The sequence below is a fragment of the Agrococcus sp. Ld7 genome (assembly GCF_045064095.1).
Taxonomy (GTDB): Bacteria; Actinomycetota; Actinomycetes; order Actinomycetales; family Microbacteriaceae; genus Agrococcus.
The window spans coordinates 36,054-52,255 of the sequence record NZ_JBISGY010000029.1 but is presented as its reverse complement, the minus strand read 5'-3'; the positions used below and the strand labels follow the sequence as shown (position 1 = coordinate 52,255).

The window sequence follows — 16,202 nt, the reverse complement described above, 5'->3', positions numbered from 1 at the left end:
TGAGCGGGCATGGCGTGCTCCATCTGTCAGGAGGTCTTTCCCGTGAACACCGCGACGGGCTCGCCAGCGGCATAGTTGACCGACACGGTGATCTCACGATCAGCTGCCGGGTCGAGCATGAAGGTGTAGGAACCGGTGATGGCTCCGCCCGGCGCGATCTCGCCCGACAGCGGCGCAGGGTCGCCTGCGGTGGTGCCGATGCCCAGCTCGTCGCCAGCGACGACCGTGACGAGCGCGGAGTCGACCGGCTGCGGCTCGTCGGAGGTGTTGCGAGCCGAGACCGTGACGCGCACGGCGGATCCGTCGACCTCGCCGGGGGTCTCCGCCGTCACCGTGATCGCACTGACTTCGACGATGTCGATCACGATGCCGGTGTCGAACGCGACGGTCTCATCGAGCTCCGCCGCCGTGGTCGGGAGCGGCGCTGCCTCGAGCGGCCCGTCGGGCGTCGAGGCATCGACATCCTCCCCGCCCGGCGCAGCGATGCTGGCCGGCCTTGGCGATGCACTCGGCGTCGGCATCGCTGCCGGAGCGGAAGGACCGCTTTGCGACGTTGACGGCGCGGCCGACGCCTGTGGTGGGGGGGTCGCGCTGGAGGCCGGATTCGCTGCGGTCGCCCCGCAGGCCGACAGCCCGAGCGCGAGCACCGCAGCGAAACCCGCGGCCAGAATCAGTGTCGTCGAACGATTCGCTCGACGAACGCACCGTTGCGCGTCCACGTCTCTCCAGACTGTCGTGACCTACCGGTTGCCCGACACCATCCGGAGCATCCGGATCTCGGCCTGGGGTACCGCCTGTTCGGAGCGTAGCCATAACGATGTTACGTGTCGATGCGCCCTGGCTTAGGATGACCTCAGGAGGAGGCGCATCATCCGAGGCCCCGCCTGAGGAGGTCACATGCGAGTCCTGTTCGACGCGTACTGGTGGCAGCGCGGACCCGGCGCCAATCGAACGGTGCAGCGAGAGCTGCTGGCGGCATGGGCGAGGGCGTTCCCCGATGACGAGCTGATCGTCGCCCTGCGGCGAGACGCAGATCCCGTCGGCCTCCCCGACGGGGCAGCGCTCGCGACCACGAGACTGTGGCCTCATGCCGTGTCGAATCGCTGGGAGCTGCCGCGGATCGCCTCCCGTACCGGCGCCGATATCATCGTGTGCCACAACTACACGCCCGCTGCGGGCGCGTCGATCGTGTTCATCCACGACGTGATGTTCCTCGAGCAGCCGCAGTGGTTCTCGTTGTCGGAGCGCGCCTACTTCGCGCCGATGCTGCCATGGGCTCGACGAGCGTCGATCGTGGCGGTCTCCACGCAGACCGAGGCGGCGCGCGTGCTCCGGCATGCCCCTGGGCTGCGACCGGTCGTCACGGGGCTCGGGATTCCGCCCGGTCTGCAGGGCGAGATGCGGCGACCGGCAATCGTCCCTCCGGGTGCCGAGTTCGCGGTCACGGTCGGACGCCTGAACGTGCGGAAGAATCTGGAGACGGTGATGCGGGCGGCTGCGCGCTCGACGCGGATCACGCCGTCGAGCCCGCTCTACGTCGTCGGCGGCATCGAGCACTCGGGCCGAGCGTCGACCGTGCCGCAGAGCGTGCAACCACTGCTGCGCGACGGCAGCATCGTGGTGGTCGGCCCCGTGCCGGACGAGGAGCTCGCGTGGCTCTACGCGCACGCCGCCCTGACGATCTCGCTCAGTCTGGACGAGGGCTTCGGGATGCCGTCGGTCGAGGCCGCGAGCTTCGGGTCTCCACTGCTCGTCAGCGACATCCCGGTCTTCCGGGAGACGGTCGGCGGCTACGCAGCGTTCGTCTCGCCGCTCGACGAGAGCGCAGCGGCAGCGCAGCTGGATGCGACGTGGGGAAGGCGCCCCAGCGATGCGGCCCGCGAGCGCGCTATCGCGGACTACACCTGGGATGTCGCAGCGCACAGGCTCCGCGAAGCGACCAGCTCAGCCTGGTTCGCCGGCTAGCGACCTCGGGCCGGCAATGCGCTCTGCGAGTTCGTTGCCACCCACGAGCGCGGCCCGCATCGCAGCGTGATGCGCCCTGGCCCGACCACCGTGGCCGTCGGGGATGTCGAGCGGATCGGGCACGGTACGCGTCCAGAGCCGCTGGCGCTGCGGCGTCGGCAGCGGTCGCAGTCCGCGCATGCCGTGGATGTGCTCGCCGAATGCAGCCACGACGCGTGGAATCGGCGTGTTTGCGGCTCGCTCGTAGTCCCTGCCGAGCCACAGCGCCTCGCGCAACGTGAACACGGCGCTGCGGCGCTCCGGAGCCTGGGCCACCACCGCCGAGCGCTGCTCCCGCGTTGCCGCGAGGATCAGTGTCGCCGCTCGGATCATGTCGCGATCGAGCGGGCGCGCCACGTGCTGCGCCGCCGTCTGCTGCCACATGGGCTCGTCACGGAAGGCGACGACATCCCGACACGCCGACCGCGCGTCCTCCACGCGCAGCCCCGCACTGGCGACCGGGACTCCGCCGAAGCCGTCCCGCGTGCCGAAGACGCGGCGGATCGCGAACTCGGCCATGGGCGATCGGCAGACGTTCGCCGCGCACACGATCAGGATGCCGCCGTCCGATGCGCTCATCGGGCGCGCCCGCGACTCGGCTGAGCCGAGAGCGGCGCTCGACGCTCCCGGATGATGCGCCGACCGTCCCGCAGCGCCCGGAGGTACGCCTTCCACGGGCGGAGGGACACCACGAGTTGCCGACGCCCACCTCGCAGCAGCACGCCGAAGCCCACTCGCGGGGCAGCGCGCAGCCAGCGGCGCACCTGCTCATCGTCGAGGTGCTTCGCCGCATAGAGCAGGCCGTTGCGGATGTTGTAGTAGTAGTACGTCTCCGACTTCGCTCGGCCCGACGCCACGTCCGACTGCGTGCCGCCGGCATCGTGCACGACCGTTGCGTCGACGAGCACCCAGCGCCCGCCCCGGTCGAGCACACGATGGGAGAAGTCGATGTCCTCCCAGTAGAGGAAGTACTCCTCGTCGAAGCCGCCGGAACGGCGCCAGAGATCGAGCGAGATCGCGAAGCACGCGCCAGTCGCCCACTCCCGTCGCCGCGCCGCGGGGAACCGGTGACGGGCGCGCGCGCCGCGCACGACGCCGTCGTCCAAGTACAGGTCTGCGCCCGCGAACCACGGCTCGCCCTCGGGACCGACGATCGTCGGCGACGCCAGCAGCATCGGATCCCGCTGCACCGCACGCACGAGCGCCGTCAGCGATGCCTCGTCGATCCATGCGTCGGGGTTCAGCGCCACGATGACGCTCGCACCCATCGCAGCGGCCCGCGCGACACCGGCGTTGGTGCCACCGCCGAACCCGGCGTTCTCGTCCAGCAGCACCGCGGTCCATCCGTGCTCGTCCGCGAGCTCGCGCACCCGCGACTGCTCGGCACTGCTGCTGAAGCAGTCGACGACGACGATCCCGCCCGCGGCCGGGAGCTCGATGGTTGCCGCGTGCTCACGCAGCAGCGCGCTCGAGCCGAAGTTCACGATCACCACCGCAAAGGCGGGCAGCGGCCCGGCTGGCTGGCCGGTCGCGGCTGGCTGGCCGGTCACGGCTGTGCGTTCCGATCGATCTGTCGCATCTCCCGGAACCACTTGTTCGCGGCGAGCGCCAGGAACGCGGCGTTCGCGAGCGCAAGCGCGGCATAGATCCAGAGGAATCCCTGCGTCCATCCCCAGACCACGAACACGAGGCACAGCACGCCGAAGTCGGTCGGGAGCAGCAGCATCGACCGAGCAAAGGTTCCCCCCCCGCGCTCGTGGGTCGAGTGCACGCCCGACTTGCCCTTGAGCAGGTCGTTGAGCAGCATCCCGAAGAACGTCACGACCCCCACGATCGAGAAGGCGAGCGGCACGAGCATCCAGCCCGTGTCGCGATAGGGCGTGTGCAGCCACAGGGCGAGCAGCACCGCGAGGTGCAGCGAGGAGATCTTGATCGCGTCCACGAAATGGTCGAGCCACTCCCCCGAGAGACTGCCCCCGCCGCGCAGCCGCGCAAGCTGACCGTCCGCGGAGTCCCACGCGTAGCCGAGCACCAGGAGCGCGGCCACGAGCACGCCGCTCCACCACTGCGCGGGAAGCGCGATGAGCAGCACGATGGCGAGGAATGTGTGCATGGCACTGCATGCCGTCGCCCCGTTGGGCGTCCAGCCCCAGCGGAACGCCGCTGCGGCGAGCACCCTGCCGAGCCTCCGATTGACGTAGACGGAATAGCCGGGGGCGCCGCGCGCATGCCCCTTCTGGGTGCTCGCGAGCCTGCGGTAGGTGTCGGAGAACGCTTCAGCCATCCGTCGCACTCCTGTCCCCTGCATGCCTCGCGCGGACCGCACGGCCCGAGCGCACGACTGGCGCCGAGTCTAGGCCCACACTCCCGTTCACGCGCAAGATGGCACACTGGGCGCCATGCGCGCGCAGACGAACCGTCCGATCAGGGTGATGCAGTCCTTCGGTGCACCGCGCACGACCTCCAACCCGTACGTGCACATGCTGGATGCCGCTCTGGCGGAGACGCCCGGTGTCGAGCACCTCCGCTTCGACCGCAGGCGAGCTGTCCTGGGCCGCTACGACGTGCTGCACTTCCACTGGCCCGAGACGATGCTCGGCGGATCGACGGTGCTGCGCCGCACTGCGCGGCGCACGTTCGCGATCGCGCTGGCTGCTCGGCTCGCGCTCAGCCGGGTCGCTGTCGTCCGAACGGCGCACAACATCGCGCTGCCGACCGACGTCTCGCCGTGGGAGCGTCGCTATCTCGCGTGGATCGAGCGTCGCGTCGACCACCGCATCGTGCTGAACGAGCACACGGCGGTGCCGGAGGGCACCACCGCGACGCTCATCAAGCACGGTCACTATCGCGACTGGTTCGCTGCGTTGCCGGCGCTGGAAGCCTCGCAATCGACCATCGCCTTCGTGGGCCTCGTGCGCCGCTACAAGGGCGTCGAGGATCTGCTGGATGCCTTTGCCGCTACCTCGGACTCCGCGCCGGAGCTGCGGCTGCGCATCGCCGGCAACCCGACCGGCGCCGCGATCGAGCGCGAAGTGCGTGCGCGTGCCGAGGCAGATCGCCGGGTGAGCCTCGACCTGCACTACCTCTCCGAGACCGAGTTTGCAAACACTGTTATGCAATCCATTGGCGTCGTGCTACCGTACCGAGCCATGCACAACTCCGGGTCCGTGCTGGCGGCCCTGTCCCTCCAGCGCCCTGTACTGGTGCCGCGCAACGACGTTGCCGAGGCACTCGCTGCAGAGGTCGGACCCGGGTGGGTCCACTGCTTCGACGGCCAGCTCACCGGCGATGTGCTCGAGCGCTTCGCCAGCGCAGCCGCCGACCCACCGACGACGGCACCCGACCTCTCCGACCGAGCCTGGAACCATGCGGGTCTCGCGCACCGAGACGCATTCCGCCTGGCCGTGGCCCGCCGTCGCGCGACGCACCCCTGACCGTCATGATCATGTCCCAAGAGCGCCCAGTCCTCATCGCCGTGCCGACGTTCCGGCGTGCCGGTCGGCTCGCGGGGCTCATCGCCCTCATCCGGGCAGAAGCGGCGACCGTGCGGGCCCCGACGAGGCTGCTCCTGGTCGACAACGATCCGGACCGCTCCGCCGAGCAGGCTGCCGCGGCTCTCGGCGTCACCTATCTGCCGGAGCCCCTGCCAGGCATCTCCGCCGCCCGGCAGGCAGCCTTGGACGCGGCGCGCGCCGACGAGCTCGTCGTCATGATCGACGACGATCTCGTCCCTGAGCCGGGTTGGCTGGGCGGGCTCATCGAGGCATGGCGCGGGCACACGCCGACGGTCGTCATGGGCTACGTGCGCTACGTGTGGCCGGAGGGCACCGACCCGTGGATCGCAGCGGGCGGATTCATGCGCCGGACACGGTTTCCCACGGGCACCGCGCTCTCGGCGCTCGCAACCGGCAACGTGCTCATCGACGTCGCGCAAGCACGAGCGCTCGGCATCACCTTCGACCTGTCGCTCGGACTCTCGGGTGGAGACGACCTCGAGTTCGGTCGCGCGCTGCTCGCAGCCGGCGGGACCATCGTCGCGTCCGCGGAGTCCGTCGCTCGGGACGAGATCGTGCCGGAGCGCACCAGCCTCGCATTCGTGCGCAAGCGTGCGATCTGCCAGGGTCAGATCCGTGCACGTCTGCTCAGCAGGGACGCGCACCCGCCTGCTCGGGCGGCGAAGCGTGCGGGCCACCTGGTGGGCGGATTGCTGCGCGTTCCGACGTTCGCGGCCGCCGGGCACTGGGCGAGACTGCGCCGAGATCCGCGCAGCAGCGCCGTCTACCGGCGTCGGCTCTGGTTTGCGCAGGGCCGGGTACTGGGTGCCCTGGGGCGACTGACACCGGAGTACGCGCGCGATTGACTGCGCTCATGGAACGCCCACGATTCAGCCCGTGGTACCATCCGCAGCGCCGTCGCATTGCGGACACGCGCGTCTCGAAGACGTCCCGCGCTGCCACACCGAGGGAGGCGACGATGGCACAGGGTCACGACAACGCACCGGGTCGGCCCGCGGCACCCATGGAGGGCGCCGCGCGCTCGCAGAGCGCTGCGCGGGCCCGGGTGATGATCGCCATTCCCACCTTCCAGCGCGAGGAGCTGCTCCAGCCCTTGCTGTGCGCGATCCAGGAGGATGCGGCCGACGTCGACGCCGAGCGCCGGATCCTCATCGTCGACAACGATCCGGAGGAATCGGCGCGCGCTGTCGCGGCGACGCTCGACGCCGGCTACCTCGCGGAGCCAACCCCGGGCATCGCTGCGGCGCGGCAGGCGGCGCTGGACTCAGCGGCGCCGAACGAGCTGGTCGTCATGATCGATGACGACCTGCTGCCCGAGCCAGGATGGCTGGCGGGACTGGTGGATGCCTGGCAGACGTACCGCCCGGCTGCCGTCATGGGATTCGTGCGCTACGTGTGGCGGGAGGGCACCGATCCGTGGATCGCGGCCGGCGGCTTCATGCGCCGCACGCGCTTCCCCACCGGCACCGAGCTGTCGGCCCTGGCGACCGGCAACGTGCTGATCGACAGCGCGCAGACTCGCGCGCTCGGCGTGCGGTTCGACGTCGGGCTCGGACTCTCCGGAGGCTCCGATCTCGAGTTCGGTCGCGTGCTGCTCAAGGCCGGGGGCAGGATCGTTGCCTCGGCAGAATCCGTGGCTCGGGACGACATCGTCAGCCGGAGGACGACGCTGGCCTTCGTGCGACGGCGCGCCATCTGCCAGGGGCAGGTGCGCGCCCGACTGATGAGCCGCGATGAATTGGCCGCCGCTCGGATCGCGAAGCGCGCAGGTCATCTGGTTGGCGGACTCCTGCGCGTGCCGTCATTTGTGGCTGGCGAGTGGCTCGCGCGCCTGCGGCACGACCTCCCGGCCGGCGCCGTCTATCGACGCCGCCGCTGGTTCGCACAGGGACGCGTGCTCGGGGCACTCGGCGTCATGACGCCGGAGTACAAGCGACCGGCTTGACCGCATCTTGAGGCTCCCCTGCGCCGAACGACGGTCGCGGCGCCCCTCCCGCGGACCCTCCGTGCTAGCGTCGATAACACTGTTTGCGAACCGTGTTCCATGTGGTTCGTCGGAGTTCACGGACGTGGGGGTGAGGATGCCGCAACGCATCGGGTATGCAGCGGGAGGGTTCGACCTGTTCCACGTCGGGCACCTGAACCTGCTGCGCCACGCGCGGGAGCAGTGCGACGAGCTCGTGGCAGGTGTCGTCAGCGACGAGATGCTGCGTGATGTCAAGGGCGTCGAAGCGGTGATCCCCACGCTGGAGCGCGTCGAGATCGTGCGTTCGATCCGCTGGGTCGACCGCGTGCACGTCGAGACGGTGCCCGACAAGCTCGACACCTGGCGCGAGGTCGGCTTCACGCACTTCTTCAAGGGGGACGACTGGCGCGGCACCGAGCGCGGCCTCCGGCTCGAGCGCGAGTTCGCCGAGGTCGGTGTCGAGATCGTCTACTTCCCCTACACGGCACACACCTCGAGCACCGTGCTCAGGCGCGCCTTGTCGCAGCTCGACGACATGGCGGATGCCGCCCTGCGACTGCCGCTGCGCCACGCCGCGGTGCTCTAATCGCGCGCGGCTAGGAACCGGTAGACCTCGGTCTCGTCGACGCCTGGGAACGCGCCCGGCGGGAGCGCAGCGAGCAGGTGGGAGTGCGCTCTCGCGCTCGGCCATGCTTGCCCCGCCCAAGCCTCGGCGAGGTCCGCGGGCGGCTGCCGGCAGCATGACGGATCCGGGCAGCGCGACACCGATCGCTCCTTGGTCGCCCTGCCGCGGAACCACTTCGCCTCTGAGAACGGCACGCCGATCGAGAGCGAGAACTCCCCGCTCTGGCTGCGCTCGGTCATCGCCGTGCACCAGAAGGTGCCGGCCGGCGTCTCGGTGTACTGCTCGAAGGGGTTGACCCTGTCGGCAATGTCGAACACCTCGCGGCTGGTCCAGCGCTTGCACACCGGCTGCCCCTCGATGGCACCGGTGTGGTCTGCGGGGAAGGTCACGCCGTCGTTCTCGTAGGCCTTGTAGATGATGCCGGACTCGTGCACCTTCTGGAAGTGCAGCGGGATGCCGAGGTGCACGGTCGCCAGGTTCGTCAGGCGATGCGCAGCGGCCTCGTACGAGACCGCGAACGCGTCGCGAAGATCCTCGACCGCGAGCTGACGCTCACGCTTCGCGTCCGCGAGGAACTCGGCGGCCGTGCGCTCGGGCATCAGCAGCGCCGCGGCGAAGTAGTTGGTCTCGATGCGCTGCCGCAGGAATTCGCCGAAGTCGGCCGGCACCGAGTGACCGAGCACATGGTGACCGAGCGCCTGCAGCAGCACCGACCGCGGATCATGGCCGGTGCGCGTGGAGCGCGAGAGGTAGATGCGTTTGCGCTTGTAGTCCATCACCGAGCGGGTCGAGTGCGGCAGGTCGCCCACATGATGGAGCGAGAATCCCAGTCGCTCCGTGATCGCCGCGATGAGGTGCTGCGACAGGGGGCCCGACTGGTAGCCGACCCTCGCGAGCATCGCGGCGGCCTCGGCCTCGATCTCCGGGAAGTGGTTGTCGCGCGTGCGCATCTCGGCGCGCAGCTGCGTGTTCGCCCGACGAGCCTCCTCCGGCGTCGCGACCCGCTCCTCGGCCACGCGATCCAGCTCGTCGACGAGCGCCAGCATCGTCTCGAGCACATCGTCGGGCGTGCGAGGCCCGATGCGCATGGTCGGCAGCCGCTTCTGCTGCCAGGTCGATGATTGCATCGCGCGCTCCAGTCGCAGCTCCATGGCGGCGCGCTTCGACGGCGGCACGGTGCCCGTGAGCTGCGCGAGCGTCACCCCGTACAGCGACGAGAGCTGCTGCAGCTGCGAGAAGCGGGCTTCTCGCTTGCCGAGCTCGAAGCCCGACAGCTGCGACGGCGCGAGCCCGATGGCATCGTGCACGGCGTCGAGCGTGAGCCCAGCCTGCTTGCGGGCGTGGCGCAGCGACTTGCCCAGCTGCAGCGCATCGACCGGTTCGGGCTCCGGTGTCGATCTCGCGGGTCGATCCCAAGTGCCTGGCGACGAGGATGCGCGGGTCATGCGAGCACCATACGGCAGAACTGCACCGTGTGGCAGGAATGCAGAACTTCATCACGGCGGTGGCGCATTACGGGCTCGATCTGCCCGCAGAGTGGTCACACCACCCCGTCGGGTGAGCAGCACAGGATCGAACCCAAGGAGCGCATCATGACCGAGCAGCACCGGACCCCGGCCCCGCAGCGCACGCTGGCAACCGAAGCGGCAGAGCTCGAGCTGGAGTGGGCGGCAGACTTCCGCTGGAGCGGCATCACCCGCGACTACACCGCTGCCGACGTCGTGCGACTGCGCGGCTCGGTGGTCGAGGAGCACACGCTGGCACGGCGCGGCGCCGGGCGCCTGTTCGAGCGCCTGCACGCAAACCCGACGCCGGTCCGCGCCCTCGGCGCACTGACGGGCAACCAGGCGGTGCAGCAGGTGCGCGCCGGCCTGGAGGCGGTCTATCTCTCCGGCTGGCAGGTGGCCGCGGACGCGAACCTGTCGGGCCAGACCTACCCCGACCAGTCGCTCTACCCCGCGAACTCGGTGCCGGCGGTCGTGCGACGCATCAACAACGCGCTGCAGCGCGCCGATCAGATCGAGCGCGGCGAGGGCACCTCGACCGTCAACGACTGGTTCGCTCCCATCGTGGCCGACGCCGAAGCCGGCTTCGGCGGACCGCTGAACGCCTTCGAGCTCATGCGCAGCATGATCGTCGCGGGTGCCGCAGGCGTGCACTGGGAGGACCAGCTCGCGAGCGAGAAGAAGTGCGGCCACCTCGGCGGCAAGGTGCTCATCCCCACACAGCAGCACGTGCGCACGCTCAACGCCGCGCGCCTGGCCTCCGATGTCGAGAGCGTGCCGAGCATCATCATCGCCCGCACCGACGCCGAAGCGGCGACACTGCTCACGAGCGACGTCGACGAGCGCGACCGCCCCTTCCTCACCGGCGGCCGCACGAGCGAGGGCTTCTACGAAGTCGCCAACGGCATCGAGCCGTGCATCGCTCGTGGACGCGCCTACGCCCCCTACGCCGACCTGCTCTGGATGGAGACCGGCAAGCCCGACCTGGAGGTCGCGCGCGCCTTCGCCGAGGGGATCAAGAGCGAGTTCCCCGACCAGCTGCTCGCCTACAACTGCTCACCGTCCTTCAACTGGAAGCAGCACCTCGACGACGACCAGATCTCCGCGTTCCAGCGAGAGCTGGGCGCGATGGGCTTCCGCTTCCAGTTCATCACGCTGGCTGGCTTCCACGCGCTGAACCACTCGATGTTCGACCTCGCGAAGGGCTACGCCGACCACCACATGTCGGCCTACGTCGAGCTGCAGGAGCGCGAGTTCGCGGCAGAGGCGCACGGGTACACGGCGACCAAGCACCAGCGCGAGGTCGGCACGGGCTGGTTCGACCAGGTCGCCACCGCCCTCAACCCCAACTCGGGAACGCTGGCGCTCGCCGGCTCCACCGAGTCCGAGCAGTTCCACTGAGCACGCGTCGACCGCGAGGAGGACGACCACCATGCATGACCGCATCCGCATCACCGCCACCGCCCAGGGCCAGGACCGTGTGCTCACCGAGCACGCGCTCGAGTTCCTGCTCCAGCTGCACGACGCATTCGAGTGCACCCGGCAGCAGCTGCTGCAGGAACGCCGTACACGCCGCGCCGCCTTCGCCGACGGCGACAGCCCGCGCTTCCTGGCATCGACCGCCCGGATCCGCGACGACGCCAGCTGGCGGGTCGCGCCGCCCGCGCCCGGGCTGGAGGATCGCCGGGTGGAGATCACCGGTCCGATCGAGCGCAAGATGACGATCAATGCACTCAACTCGGGCGCGAAGGTGTGGCTGGCCGACTGCGAGGACGCGTCCAGCCCGCTCTGGCGCAACGTCATCGCCAGCCAGGTGAACCTGCAGGACGCGATCCGCGGGCAGATCGAGTTCACCAGCCCTGCCGGCAAGGAGTATCGCGTGACGGCGACGCATACGCCGACGATCGTGGTGCGGCCGCGCGGCTGGCACCTCGATGAGCACCGCATCCTCGTCGACGGCACGCCCATGTCGGGCTCGCTGGTGGACTTCGGCCTGCACGTGTTCCACAACGCCGAGGAGCTCATCAGTCGCGGCACGGGCCCCTACTTCTACCTGCCGAAGATCGAGAACCACCGCGAGGCGCGGCTCTGGAACGAGGTGTTCGTGATGGCGCAGCAGTTGCTGGTGCTGCCGCAGGGCACCATCCGCGCGACGGTGCTGATCGAGACGATCACGGCCGCATTCGAGATGGAGGAGATCCTGTTCGAGCTGCGCGAGCACTCGGCGGGTCTGAACGCGGGCCGCTGGGACTACCTGTTCTCGATCATCAAGGCGTTCCGCCTGCGCGGGGAGGCCTTCGTGCTCCCCGACCGCTCACAGCTGACGATGACGGCACCGTTCATGCGCGCCTACACGGAGCAGCTGGTGCGCGCCTGCCATCGCCGCGGTGCGCACGCCATCGGCGGCATGGCGGCGTTCGTGCCGAGCGCCTCCGACCCCGAGGCCACCGAGCGCGCGCTGGCGGCCGTCGCGAGCGACAAGTCGCGCGAGGCCGGCGACGGGTTCGACGGCTCGTGGGTTGCGCACCCGGGCCTCGTCTCGACGTGCCGCGAGGCGTTCGACGCCGTGCTGGGCGAGCGGCCCAACCAGCTCGACCGCAGCCGTGAGGATGTGCCGGTCGATGGCGCGGCGCTCATCGACCTGTCGACCACGCGCGGCGAGATCACCGACGCGGGCCTGCGCTCGAACATCGAGATCGGCATCCGCTACCTGGAGGCGTGGCTGCGCGGCCACGGCGCCGTCGCCATCCACTCGCTGATGGAGGATGCGGCGACGGCCGAGATCTCGCGCTCGCAGGTGTGGCAGTGGATCTACGCGGAGTCGACGACCGAGGACGGGCGGACGATCACGCGCGCCCGCTGCGAGGACATCGTCGAGGAGCTCGCCCGCAGCGTCGAATGCCCGGAGGGGAACCGATTCCGCGAGGCGATCGCGCTGTTCCGCGAGATCGCGCTGGAGGAGACCTACCCCGCGTTCCTCACGCTCGCGGGCACCGAGCGCTACCTCGCCGAGGGCGTCGAGCGCACCAGCACCGGGTCCATCGCGGTGCAGAGCGCGCCGTCGGCGCCGAACGCGCAGCCGCACGCGTCGGACGAGGAGCGGGAGGCCGCCTGAGCGCCGGCATCACCGAGAACGCAGGAAGGCGGGGCCCCGATCGGGCCCCGCCTTCCTGCTGTCAGCGCTCGTCGCTCAGCCGTGCTGCGCCTGCGCGGCGCGCAGGCTCTGCAGCAGGCGCTCGCGCAGCTCCTCGGGTGCGCGGTCCTTGCATGCTCCCTGCAGTGCGCTCGTGAGCGTCTCACCCACGTGGTGCTCGGCCGAGCACTCCTCGCACTGCTCGAGGTGCGCTCGCACGTCGGCGGCGTCCTCGGCGCAGAGCTCCTTGTGCAGGTACTCCTCCAGCGCGGCGCGCGCTTCGGCGCAGTCCGTCTTGTCCTCCAGCGTGCTCACGACGTCTTCTCCTTGTCGGTGCTCCCCGGCACTGCGATGCCCTGTTCACGGGCGTAGTCGGCCAGCAGTCCGCGCAGCAGCCTGCGGCCGCGGTGCAACCGGCTCATGACGGTGCCGACCGGTGTCTCCATGACCTCCGCGGTCTCTGCGTAGCTGAGGCCCTCGACGTCGACCCAGTAGACCGCCATGCGGAAGTCGGTCGGCACCTGCTGCAGCGCATCCTTCACGATGCCCGACGGCATCCGATGGATGGCCTCGGCCTCGGCGCTGCGCGACGTGCTGGCGGTGAAGGACTCGGCATCGCCGATCTGCCACTCCTCCATGTCGTCGAGCGGTGCTTCGAACGGGCGGCGCTGCTGCTTGCGATACGTGTTGATGTAGGTGTTGGTCTGGATGCGGTACAGCCACGCGCGCAGGTTCGTGCCCTGCTGGAACGACCCGTATGCGGCGTACGCCTTCAGCAGCGTCTCCTGCACCAGGTCTGCTGCGTCCGCCGGGTTGCGGGTCATGCGCATGGCGGCGGCGTAGAGCTGGTCGGCATACTGCATCGCCTGCTCGACGAAGTCGTCGCGTTTGCTGGCCTCGGCCTCTTCGGTGGTCATCGCGGGCGAGTCTAGTGTCGCCGGCGATGCTTCGAGCGTTGCCGTCGTCATGGATTCCTCCTCACCAGCATTTCCTGACCGATAGATTGCAACCGATGAGCCACCCAGAGCATTCCCGCCAGACCAGCGCGCGCCGCTGGCCCGCCCCGACCGCGTCGACCAGGATCGACGCGCGCGTGCAGCTGCCCGGCTCCAAGAGCCTCACGAACCGCGCGCTGCTGCTGGCCGCGCTGGGCAACGGCCCGTCGACCCTGCACCGTCCGCTGCGCAGCCGTGACGCGACGATCATGGCTGACGGGCTTCGCGTGCTCGGCACCCGCATCGACGAGGTCACGGGCGACGGCGCCTTCGGACCGGATCTCGCCATCACACCGCAGCCGGTCACGGGCGGCGGGCACATCGACTGCGGCCTCGCGGGCACTGCGATGCGCTTCCTGCCGATCGTCGCAGCGCTCGGCGACGGTGCCGTCTCGTTCGACGGCGACCCGCACGCGCGCAAGCGACCCATGGATCAGACCATCGCGGCGCTGCGCGACCTGGGCGTGCGGATCGACGCCGATGCGCCGCGCCTGCCATTCACGGTGCACGGCACCGGCGGCGTCGCCGGCGGCGAGCTCGAGATCGACGCGAGCGCGTCGAGCCAGTTCGTCTCGGCGCTGCTGCTTGCGGCGCCCCGCTTCGAGCGCGGGCTGACGCTGCACCACCGCGGGCATCGGCTGCCATCGATCCCGCACATCGAGATGACGCTCGCCGCCCTGCGCCAGCGCGGCGTCGACGCGCGCGCCGTCGGCGAGGCGAGCTGGCGCGTGGAGCCGGGCACTATCGCGGCCTTCGACGAGCAGATCGAGCCCGACCTGTCGAATGCCGCGCCGTTCCTCGCCGCAGTCGTGGCCGTCGGCGGCCGCGTCGTGCTCGACGGCTGGCCGGCGCAGACCACGCAGGTGGGCGCCATGCTGCCGGAGCTGCTCGCGGCGTTCGGCGCTGAGAGCGCGGTGTCGGATGGTTCGCTGACGGTCGAGGCCGTCGGCGGCGACATCCCGGGGGCCACGCTCGACATGCATGCCGCTGGCGAGCTCTCCCCCACCGTCATCGCCCTCGGCGCCATCGCCGCCGCGCCCGTCGAGGTGACGGGCATCGGCCACACGCGCGGACATGAGACCGACCGCATCCAGGCGATGCTCGAGAACATCGCCGCGCTCGGGGGCACCGCCGTCGAGCTGCCGGACGGCATCCGCGTAGAGCCCGCGCCGCTCACCGGCGGCGCCTGGGCCGCATTCGACGACCACCGCATCGCGACGGCGGGCGCCGTCATCGGCCTGCGCGTCCCCGGCATCGAGGTCGACGACATCGGGGCGACCGCGAAGACGATCCCCGAGTTCCCCGAGCTATGGGCGGCGATGCTCGGCGGTCAGGATCCCGCCGCGTGAGCTGGATGCAGGAGTTCGACGACCCGTACGAGGAGTACGACGAGTCGAGCGTGCGCGAGAGGCCGAACCCGAAGGCGAACCGGCCCCGCTCGAAGCACCGGCCGGAGCACGACGATGCGGTGACCGGCATCGTGACCGGTGTCGACCGCGGCCGCTACCGCCTGGCCGTGCGCGTGGGTGAGTCGGACGAGGCAGTCGTCACCGCCGCGCGGGCGCGCGAACTGCGCAAGCAGTCGATCGTCGCCGGCGACCGCGTCGACGTCGTGGGCGACACCACCGGCGAGACGGGCTCGCTCGCACGCATCGTGCGGATCCAGCCGCGCACCACCGTGCTGCGCCGCTCAGCGGACGACGCCGACCTCGTCGAGCGCGTCATCGTCGCGAACGCCGACGTCATGCTGATGGTCGTCGCATCCGCCGATCCCCCGCCGCGAGCCGGCATGGTGGACCGATTCCTGGTCGCCGCGTTCGACGCAGGGATCACGCCGGTGCTCGTGATGACGAAGACGGATGTCGCCGACCCTGAGCCCTTCCTGGCGAACTTCGCCGGCCTCGACATCGAGGTCTGGCGGTCGTCGATCGACGACCCGCCTTCGGAGGCGCTGCGCGAGCGGCTCGCGGGCCACACCACGGTCGCCGTCGGCCACTCCGGGGTGGGCAAGTCGACGCTGGTGAACGCGATCGTGCCGAGCGCTCACCGCGCCGTCGGCCACGTCAACACGGTGACCGGCCGCGGCCGCCACACCTCCTCGTCGACCGTCTCCTTCAAGCTCGGTGACGGCTGGATCATCGACACCCCCGGCGTGCGATCGTTCGGCCTGGGGCACGTCGCGACCGCGAGCGTGCTGCGCAGCTTCCCCGATCTCGCGGCCGTCGCGGAGGACTGCCCGCGCGGCTGCACCCACCTCGCCGACGAGCAGTACTGCGAGCTGACGGCGGCAGCGGCCGATGGCAGGCTCGATGTCCGACGGGTCGACTCGATGCAGCGCCTGCTGGGTACGCTCGTCACCGCTCGCGGCCTGCGCCACCAGGAGTAGGCGGGCGCTGGGCCCTGGGCCGGGACGAGGCTCGGCGCTGGCGTCGCGGCGGCGACCCGCAAGGGTCACCCCT

Annotated in this window: 16 protein-coding genes; 9 read left to right on the top strand and 7 right to left on the bottom strand. The window is 70.4% G+C overall.

What is annotated here, in order from left to right; translation table 11 throughout:
- Nucleotides 1–26 precede the first annotated feature (26 nt).
- Nucleotides 27–521 carry a hypothetical protein gene (locus tag ACJJVL_RS08285; RefSeq protein ID WP_405218085.1) on the bottom strand — a complete coding sequence of 165 codons (495 nt, stop codon included), beginning with the start codon at nucleotides 519–521 and terminating at the stop codon, nucleotides 27–29.
- A gap of 376 nt (nucleotides 522–897) precedes the next feature.
- On the opposite strand from ACJJVL_RS08285, the gene ACJJVL_RS08280 reads away from it, so the two are divergent.
- The gene (locus tag ACJJVL_RS08280) at nucleotides 898–1,965 is read left to right on the top strand and encodes a glycosyltransferase family 4 protein (protein WP_405218083.1); all 1,068 of its coding nucleotides are present in this window, start codon (nucleotides 898–900) and stop codon (nucleotides 1,963–1,965) included.
- On the opposite strand, the gene ACJJVL_RS08275 is transcribed toward ACJJVL_RS08280, so the two are convergent.
- From ACJJVL_RS08275 to ACJJVL_RS08265, 3 genes are read right to left on the bottom strand one after another with little or no spacing between them, the layout of a single operon-like run.
- Nucleotides 1,945–2,583: a hypothetical protein gene (locus tag ACJJVL_RS08275; protein ID WP_405218082.1), complete on the bottom strand. Its 639-nt coding sequence runs from the start codon at nucleotides 2,581–2,583 to the stop codon at nucleotides 1,945–1,947. The two genes, ACJJVL_RS08280 and ACJJVL_RS08275, sit on opposite strands and share 21 nt — an antisense overlap.
- Nucleotides 2,580–3,554 (bottom strand): glycosyltransferase family 2 protein, encoded by a 975-nt coding sequence (locus ACJJVL_RS08270; RefSeq protein WP_405218080.1) that lies wholly within the window; start codon nucleotides 3,552–3,554, stop codon nucleotides 2,580–2,582. The genes ACJJVL_RS08275 and ACJJVL_RS08270 overlap by 4 nt, the downstream gene beginning before the upstream one ends.
- Nucleotides 3,551–4,288 carry a CDP-alcohol phosphatidyltransferase family protein gene (locus tag ACJJVL_RS08265; protein ID WP_405218078.1) on the bottom strand — a complete coding sequence of 246 codons (738 nt, stop codon included), beginning with the start codon at nucleotides 4,286–4,288 and terminating at the stop codon, nucleotides 3,551–3,553. The genes ACJJVL_RS08270 and ACJJVL_RS08265 overlap by 4 nt, the downstream gene beginning before the upstream one ends.
- 115 nt (nucleotides 4,289–4,403) lie before the next feature.
- Here ACJJVL_RS08265 and ACJJVL_RS08260 point away from each other — a divergent pair, with 115 nt between their 5' ends.
- The 4 genes from ACJJVL_RS08260 (at nucleotide 4,404) to ACJJVL_RS08245 (ending at nucleotide 8,071) form a co-directional block, all read left to right on the top strand.
- On the top strand, nucleotides 4,404–5,438 hold the full coding sequence (locus ACJJVL_RS08260) for a glycosyltransferase (RefSeq protein WP_405218076.1): 1,035 nt from the start codon (nucleotides 4,404–4,406) through the stop codon (nucleotides 5,436–5,438).
- A gap of 11 nt (nucleotides 5,439–5,449) precedes the next feature.
- Nucleotides 5,450–6,364, top strand: coding sequence for a glycosyltransferase family 2 protein (locus tag ACJJVL_RS08255; RefSeq protein ID WP_405218074.1), 915 nt, complete (start codon nucleotides 5,450–5,452; stop codon nucleotides 6,362–6,364).
- Between the two features lie 113 nt (nucleotides 6,365–6,477).
- Complete coding sequence (locus tag ACJJVL_RS08250) at nucleotides 6,478–7,464, top strand: glycosyltransferase family 2 protein (protein ID WP_405218073.1); 987 nt, start codon at nucleotides 6,478–6,480, stop codon at nucleotides 7,462–7,464.
- Nucleotides 7,465–7,600: 136 nt separating this feature from the next.
- Nucleotides 7,601–8,071, top strand: a complete 471-nt coding sequence (locus tag ACJJVL_RS08245) for an adenylyltransferase/cytidyltransferase family protein (RefSeq protein ID WP_405218071.1) — start codon at nucleotides 7,601–7,603, stop codon at nucleotides 8,069–8,071.
- Here the strand turns inward: ACJJVL_RS08245 and ACJJVL_RS08240 are convergent.
- Nucleotides 8,068–9,555 carry an ImmA/IrrE family metallo-endopeptidase gene (locus ACJJVL_RS08240; protein WP_405218069.1) on the bottom strand — a complete coding sequence of 496 codons (1,488 nt, stop codon included), beginning with the start codon at nucleotides 9,553–9,555 and terminating at the stop codon, nucleotides 8,068–8,070. The genes ACJJVL_RS08245 and ACJJVL_RS08240 overlap by 4 nt on opposite strands.
- A gap of 147 nt (nucleotides 9,556–9,702) precedes the next feature.
- Between ACJJVL_RS08240 and aceA the strand changes: the two genes are divergently transcribed.
- Both aceA and aceB read left to right on the top strand, forming a co-directional pair.
- On the top strand, nucleotides 9,703–11,016 hold the full coding sequence (gene aceA, locus ACJJVL_RS08235; protein ID WP_405218067.1) for an isocitrate lyase: 1,314 nt from the start codon (nucleotides 9,703–9,705) through the stop codon (nucleotides 11,014–11,016).
- A gap of 31 nt (nucleotides 11,017–11,047) precedes the next feature.
- Entirely contained in the window at nucleotides 11,048–12,730 is a 1,683-nt protein-coding gene (aceB, locus tag ACJJVL_RS08230; RefSeq protein WP_405218066.1) for a malate synthase A, read from the top strand.
- Between the two features lie 75 nt (nucleotides 12,731–12,805).
- Here aceB and ACJJVL_RS08225 read toward each other — a convergent pair whose 3' ends face one another.
- Together ACJJVL_RS08225 and ACJJVL_RS08220 are read right to left on the bottom strand one after the other, a co-directional pair.
- Nucleotides 12,806–13,063 (bottom strand): zf-HC2 domain-containing protein, encoded by a 258-nt coding sequence (locus tag ACJJVL_RS08225; protein ID WP_405218065.1) that lies wholly within the window; start codon nucleotides 13,061–13,063, stop codon nucleotides 12,806–12,808.
- Entirely contained in the window at nucleotides 13,060–13,716 is a 657-nt protein-coding gene (locus ACJJVL_RS08220) for a sigma-70 family RNA polymerase sigma factor (RefSeq protein WP_405218064.1), read from the bottom strand. The genes ACJJVL_RS08225 and ACJJVL_RS08220 overlap by 4 nt, the downstream gene beginning before the upstream one ends.
- A 44-nt stretch (nucleotides 13,717–13,760) precedes the next feature.
- Between ACJJVL_RS08220 and aroA the strand changes: the two genes are divergently transcribed.
- Both aroA and rsgA read left to right on the top strand, forming a co-directional pair.
- The gene (gene aroA / locus ACJJVL_RS08215; protein ID WP_405218063.1) at nucleotides 13,761–15,092 is read left to right on the top strand and encodes a 3-phosphoshikimate 1-carboxyvinyltransferase; all 1,332 of its coding nucleotides are present in this window, start codon (nucleotides 13,761–13,763) and stop codon (nucleotides 15,090–15,092) included.
- Nucleotides 15,089–16,129: a ribosome small subunit-dependent GTPase A gene (gene rsgA, locus ACJJVL_RS08210; protein WP_405218062.1), complete on the top strand. Its 1,041-nt coding sequence runs from the start codon at nucleotides 15,089–15,091 to the stop codon at nucleotides 16,127–16,129. The genes aroA and rsgA overlap by 4 nt, the downstream gene beginning before the upstream one ends.
- Nucleotides 16,130–16,202 lie beyond the last annotated feature (73 nt).

Excerpts from the sequence above, each read along its gene's own strand:
- aroA (WP_405218063.1), top strand. The coding sequence starts at position 13,761 with ATGAGCCACCCAGAGCATTCCCGCCAGACCAGCGCGCGCCGCTGGCCC.
- ACJJVL_RS08245 (WP_405218071.1), top strand. The coding sequence starts at position 7,601 with ATGCCGCAACGCATCGGGTATGCAGCGGGAGGGTTCGACCTGTTCCAC.
- aceA (WP_405218067.1), top strand. The coding sequence starts at position 9,703 with ATGACCGAGCAGCACCGGACCCCGGCCCCGCAGCGCACGCTGGCAACC.
- ACJJVL_RS08250 (WP_405218073.1), top strand. The coding sequence starts at position 6,478 with ATGGCACAGGGTCACGACAACGCACCGGGTCGGCCCGCGGCACCCATG.
- ACJJVL_RS08280 (WP_405218083.1), top strand. The coding sequence starts at position 898 with ATGCGAGTCCTGTTCGACGCGTACTGGTGGCAGCGCGGACCCGGCGCC.
- aceB (WP_405218066.1), top strand. The coding sequence starts at position 11,048 with ATGCATGACCGCATCCGCATCACCGCCACCGCCCAGGGCCAGGACCGT.
- ACJJVL_RS08275 (WP_405218082.1), bottom strand. The coding sequence starts at position 2,583 with ATGAGCGCATCGGACGGCGGCATCCTGATCGTGTGCGCGGCGAACGTC.
- ACJJVL_RS08240 (WP_405218069.1), bottom strand. The coding sequence starts at position 9,555 with ATGACCCGCGCATCCTCGTCGCCAGGCACTTGGGATCGACCCGCGAGA.
- ACJJVL_RS08255 (WP_405218074.1), top strand. The coding sequence starts at position 5,450 with ATGTCCCAAGAGCGCCCAGTCCTCATCGCCGTGCCGACGTTCCGGCGT.
- ACJJVL_RS08260 (WP_405218076.1), top strand. The coding sequence starts at position 4,404 with ATGCGCGCGCAGACGAACCGTCCGATCAGGGTGATGCAGTCCTTCGGT.
- ACJJVL_RS08220 (WP_405218064.1), bottom strand. The coding sequence starts at position 13,716 with ATGACGACGGCAACGCTCGAAGCATCGCCGGCGACACTAGACTCGCCC.
- ACJJVL_RS08265 (WP_405218078.1), bottom strand. The coding sequence starts at position 4,288 with ATGGCTGAAGCGTTCTCCGACACCTACCGCAGGCTCGCGAGCACCCAG.
- ACJJVL_RS08285 (WP_405218085.1), bottom strand. The coding sequence starts at position 521 with ATGCCGACGCCGAGTGCATCGCCAAGGCCGGCCAGCATCGCTGCGCCG.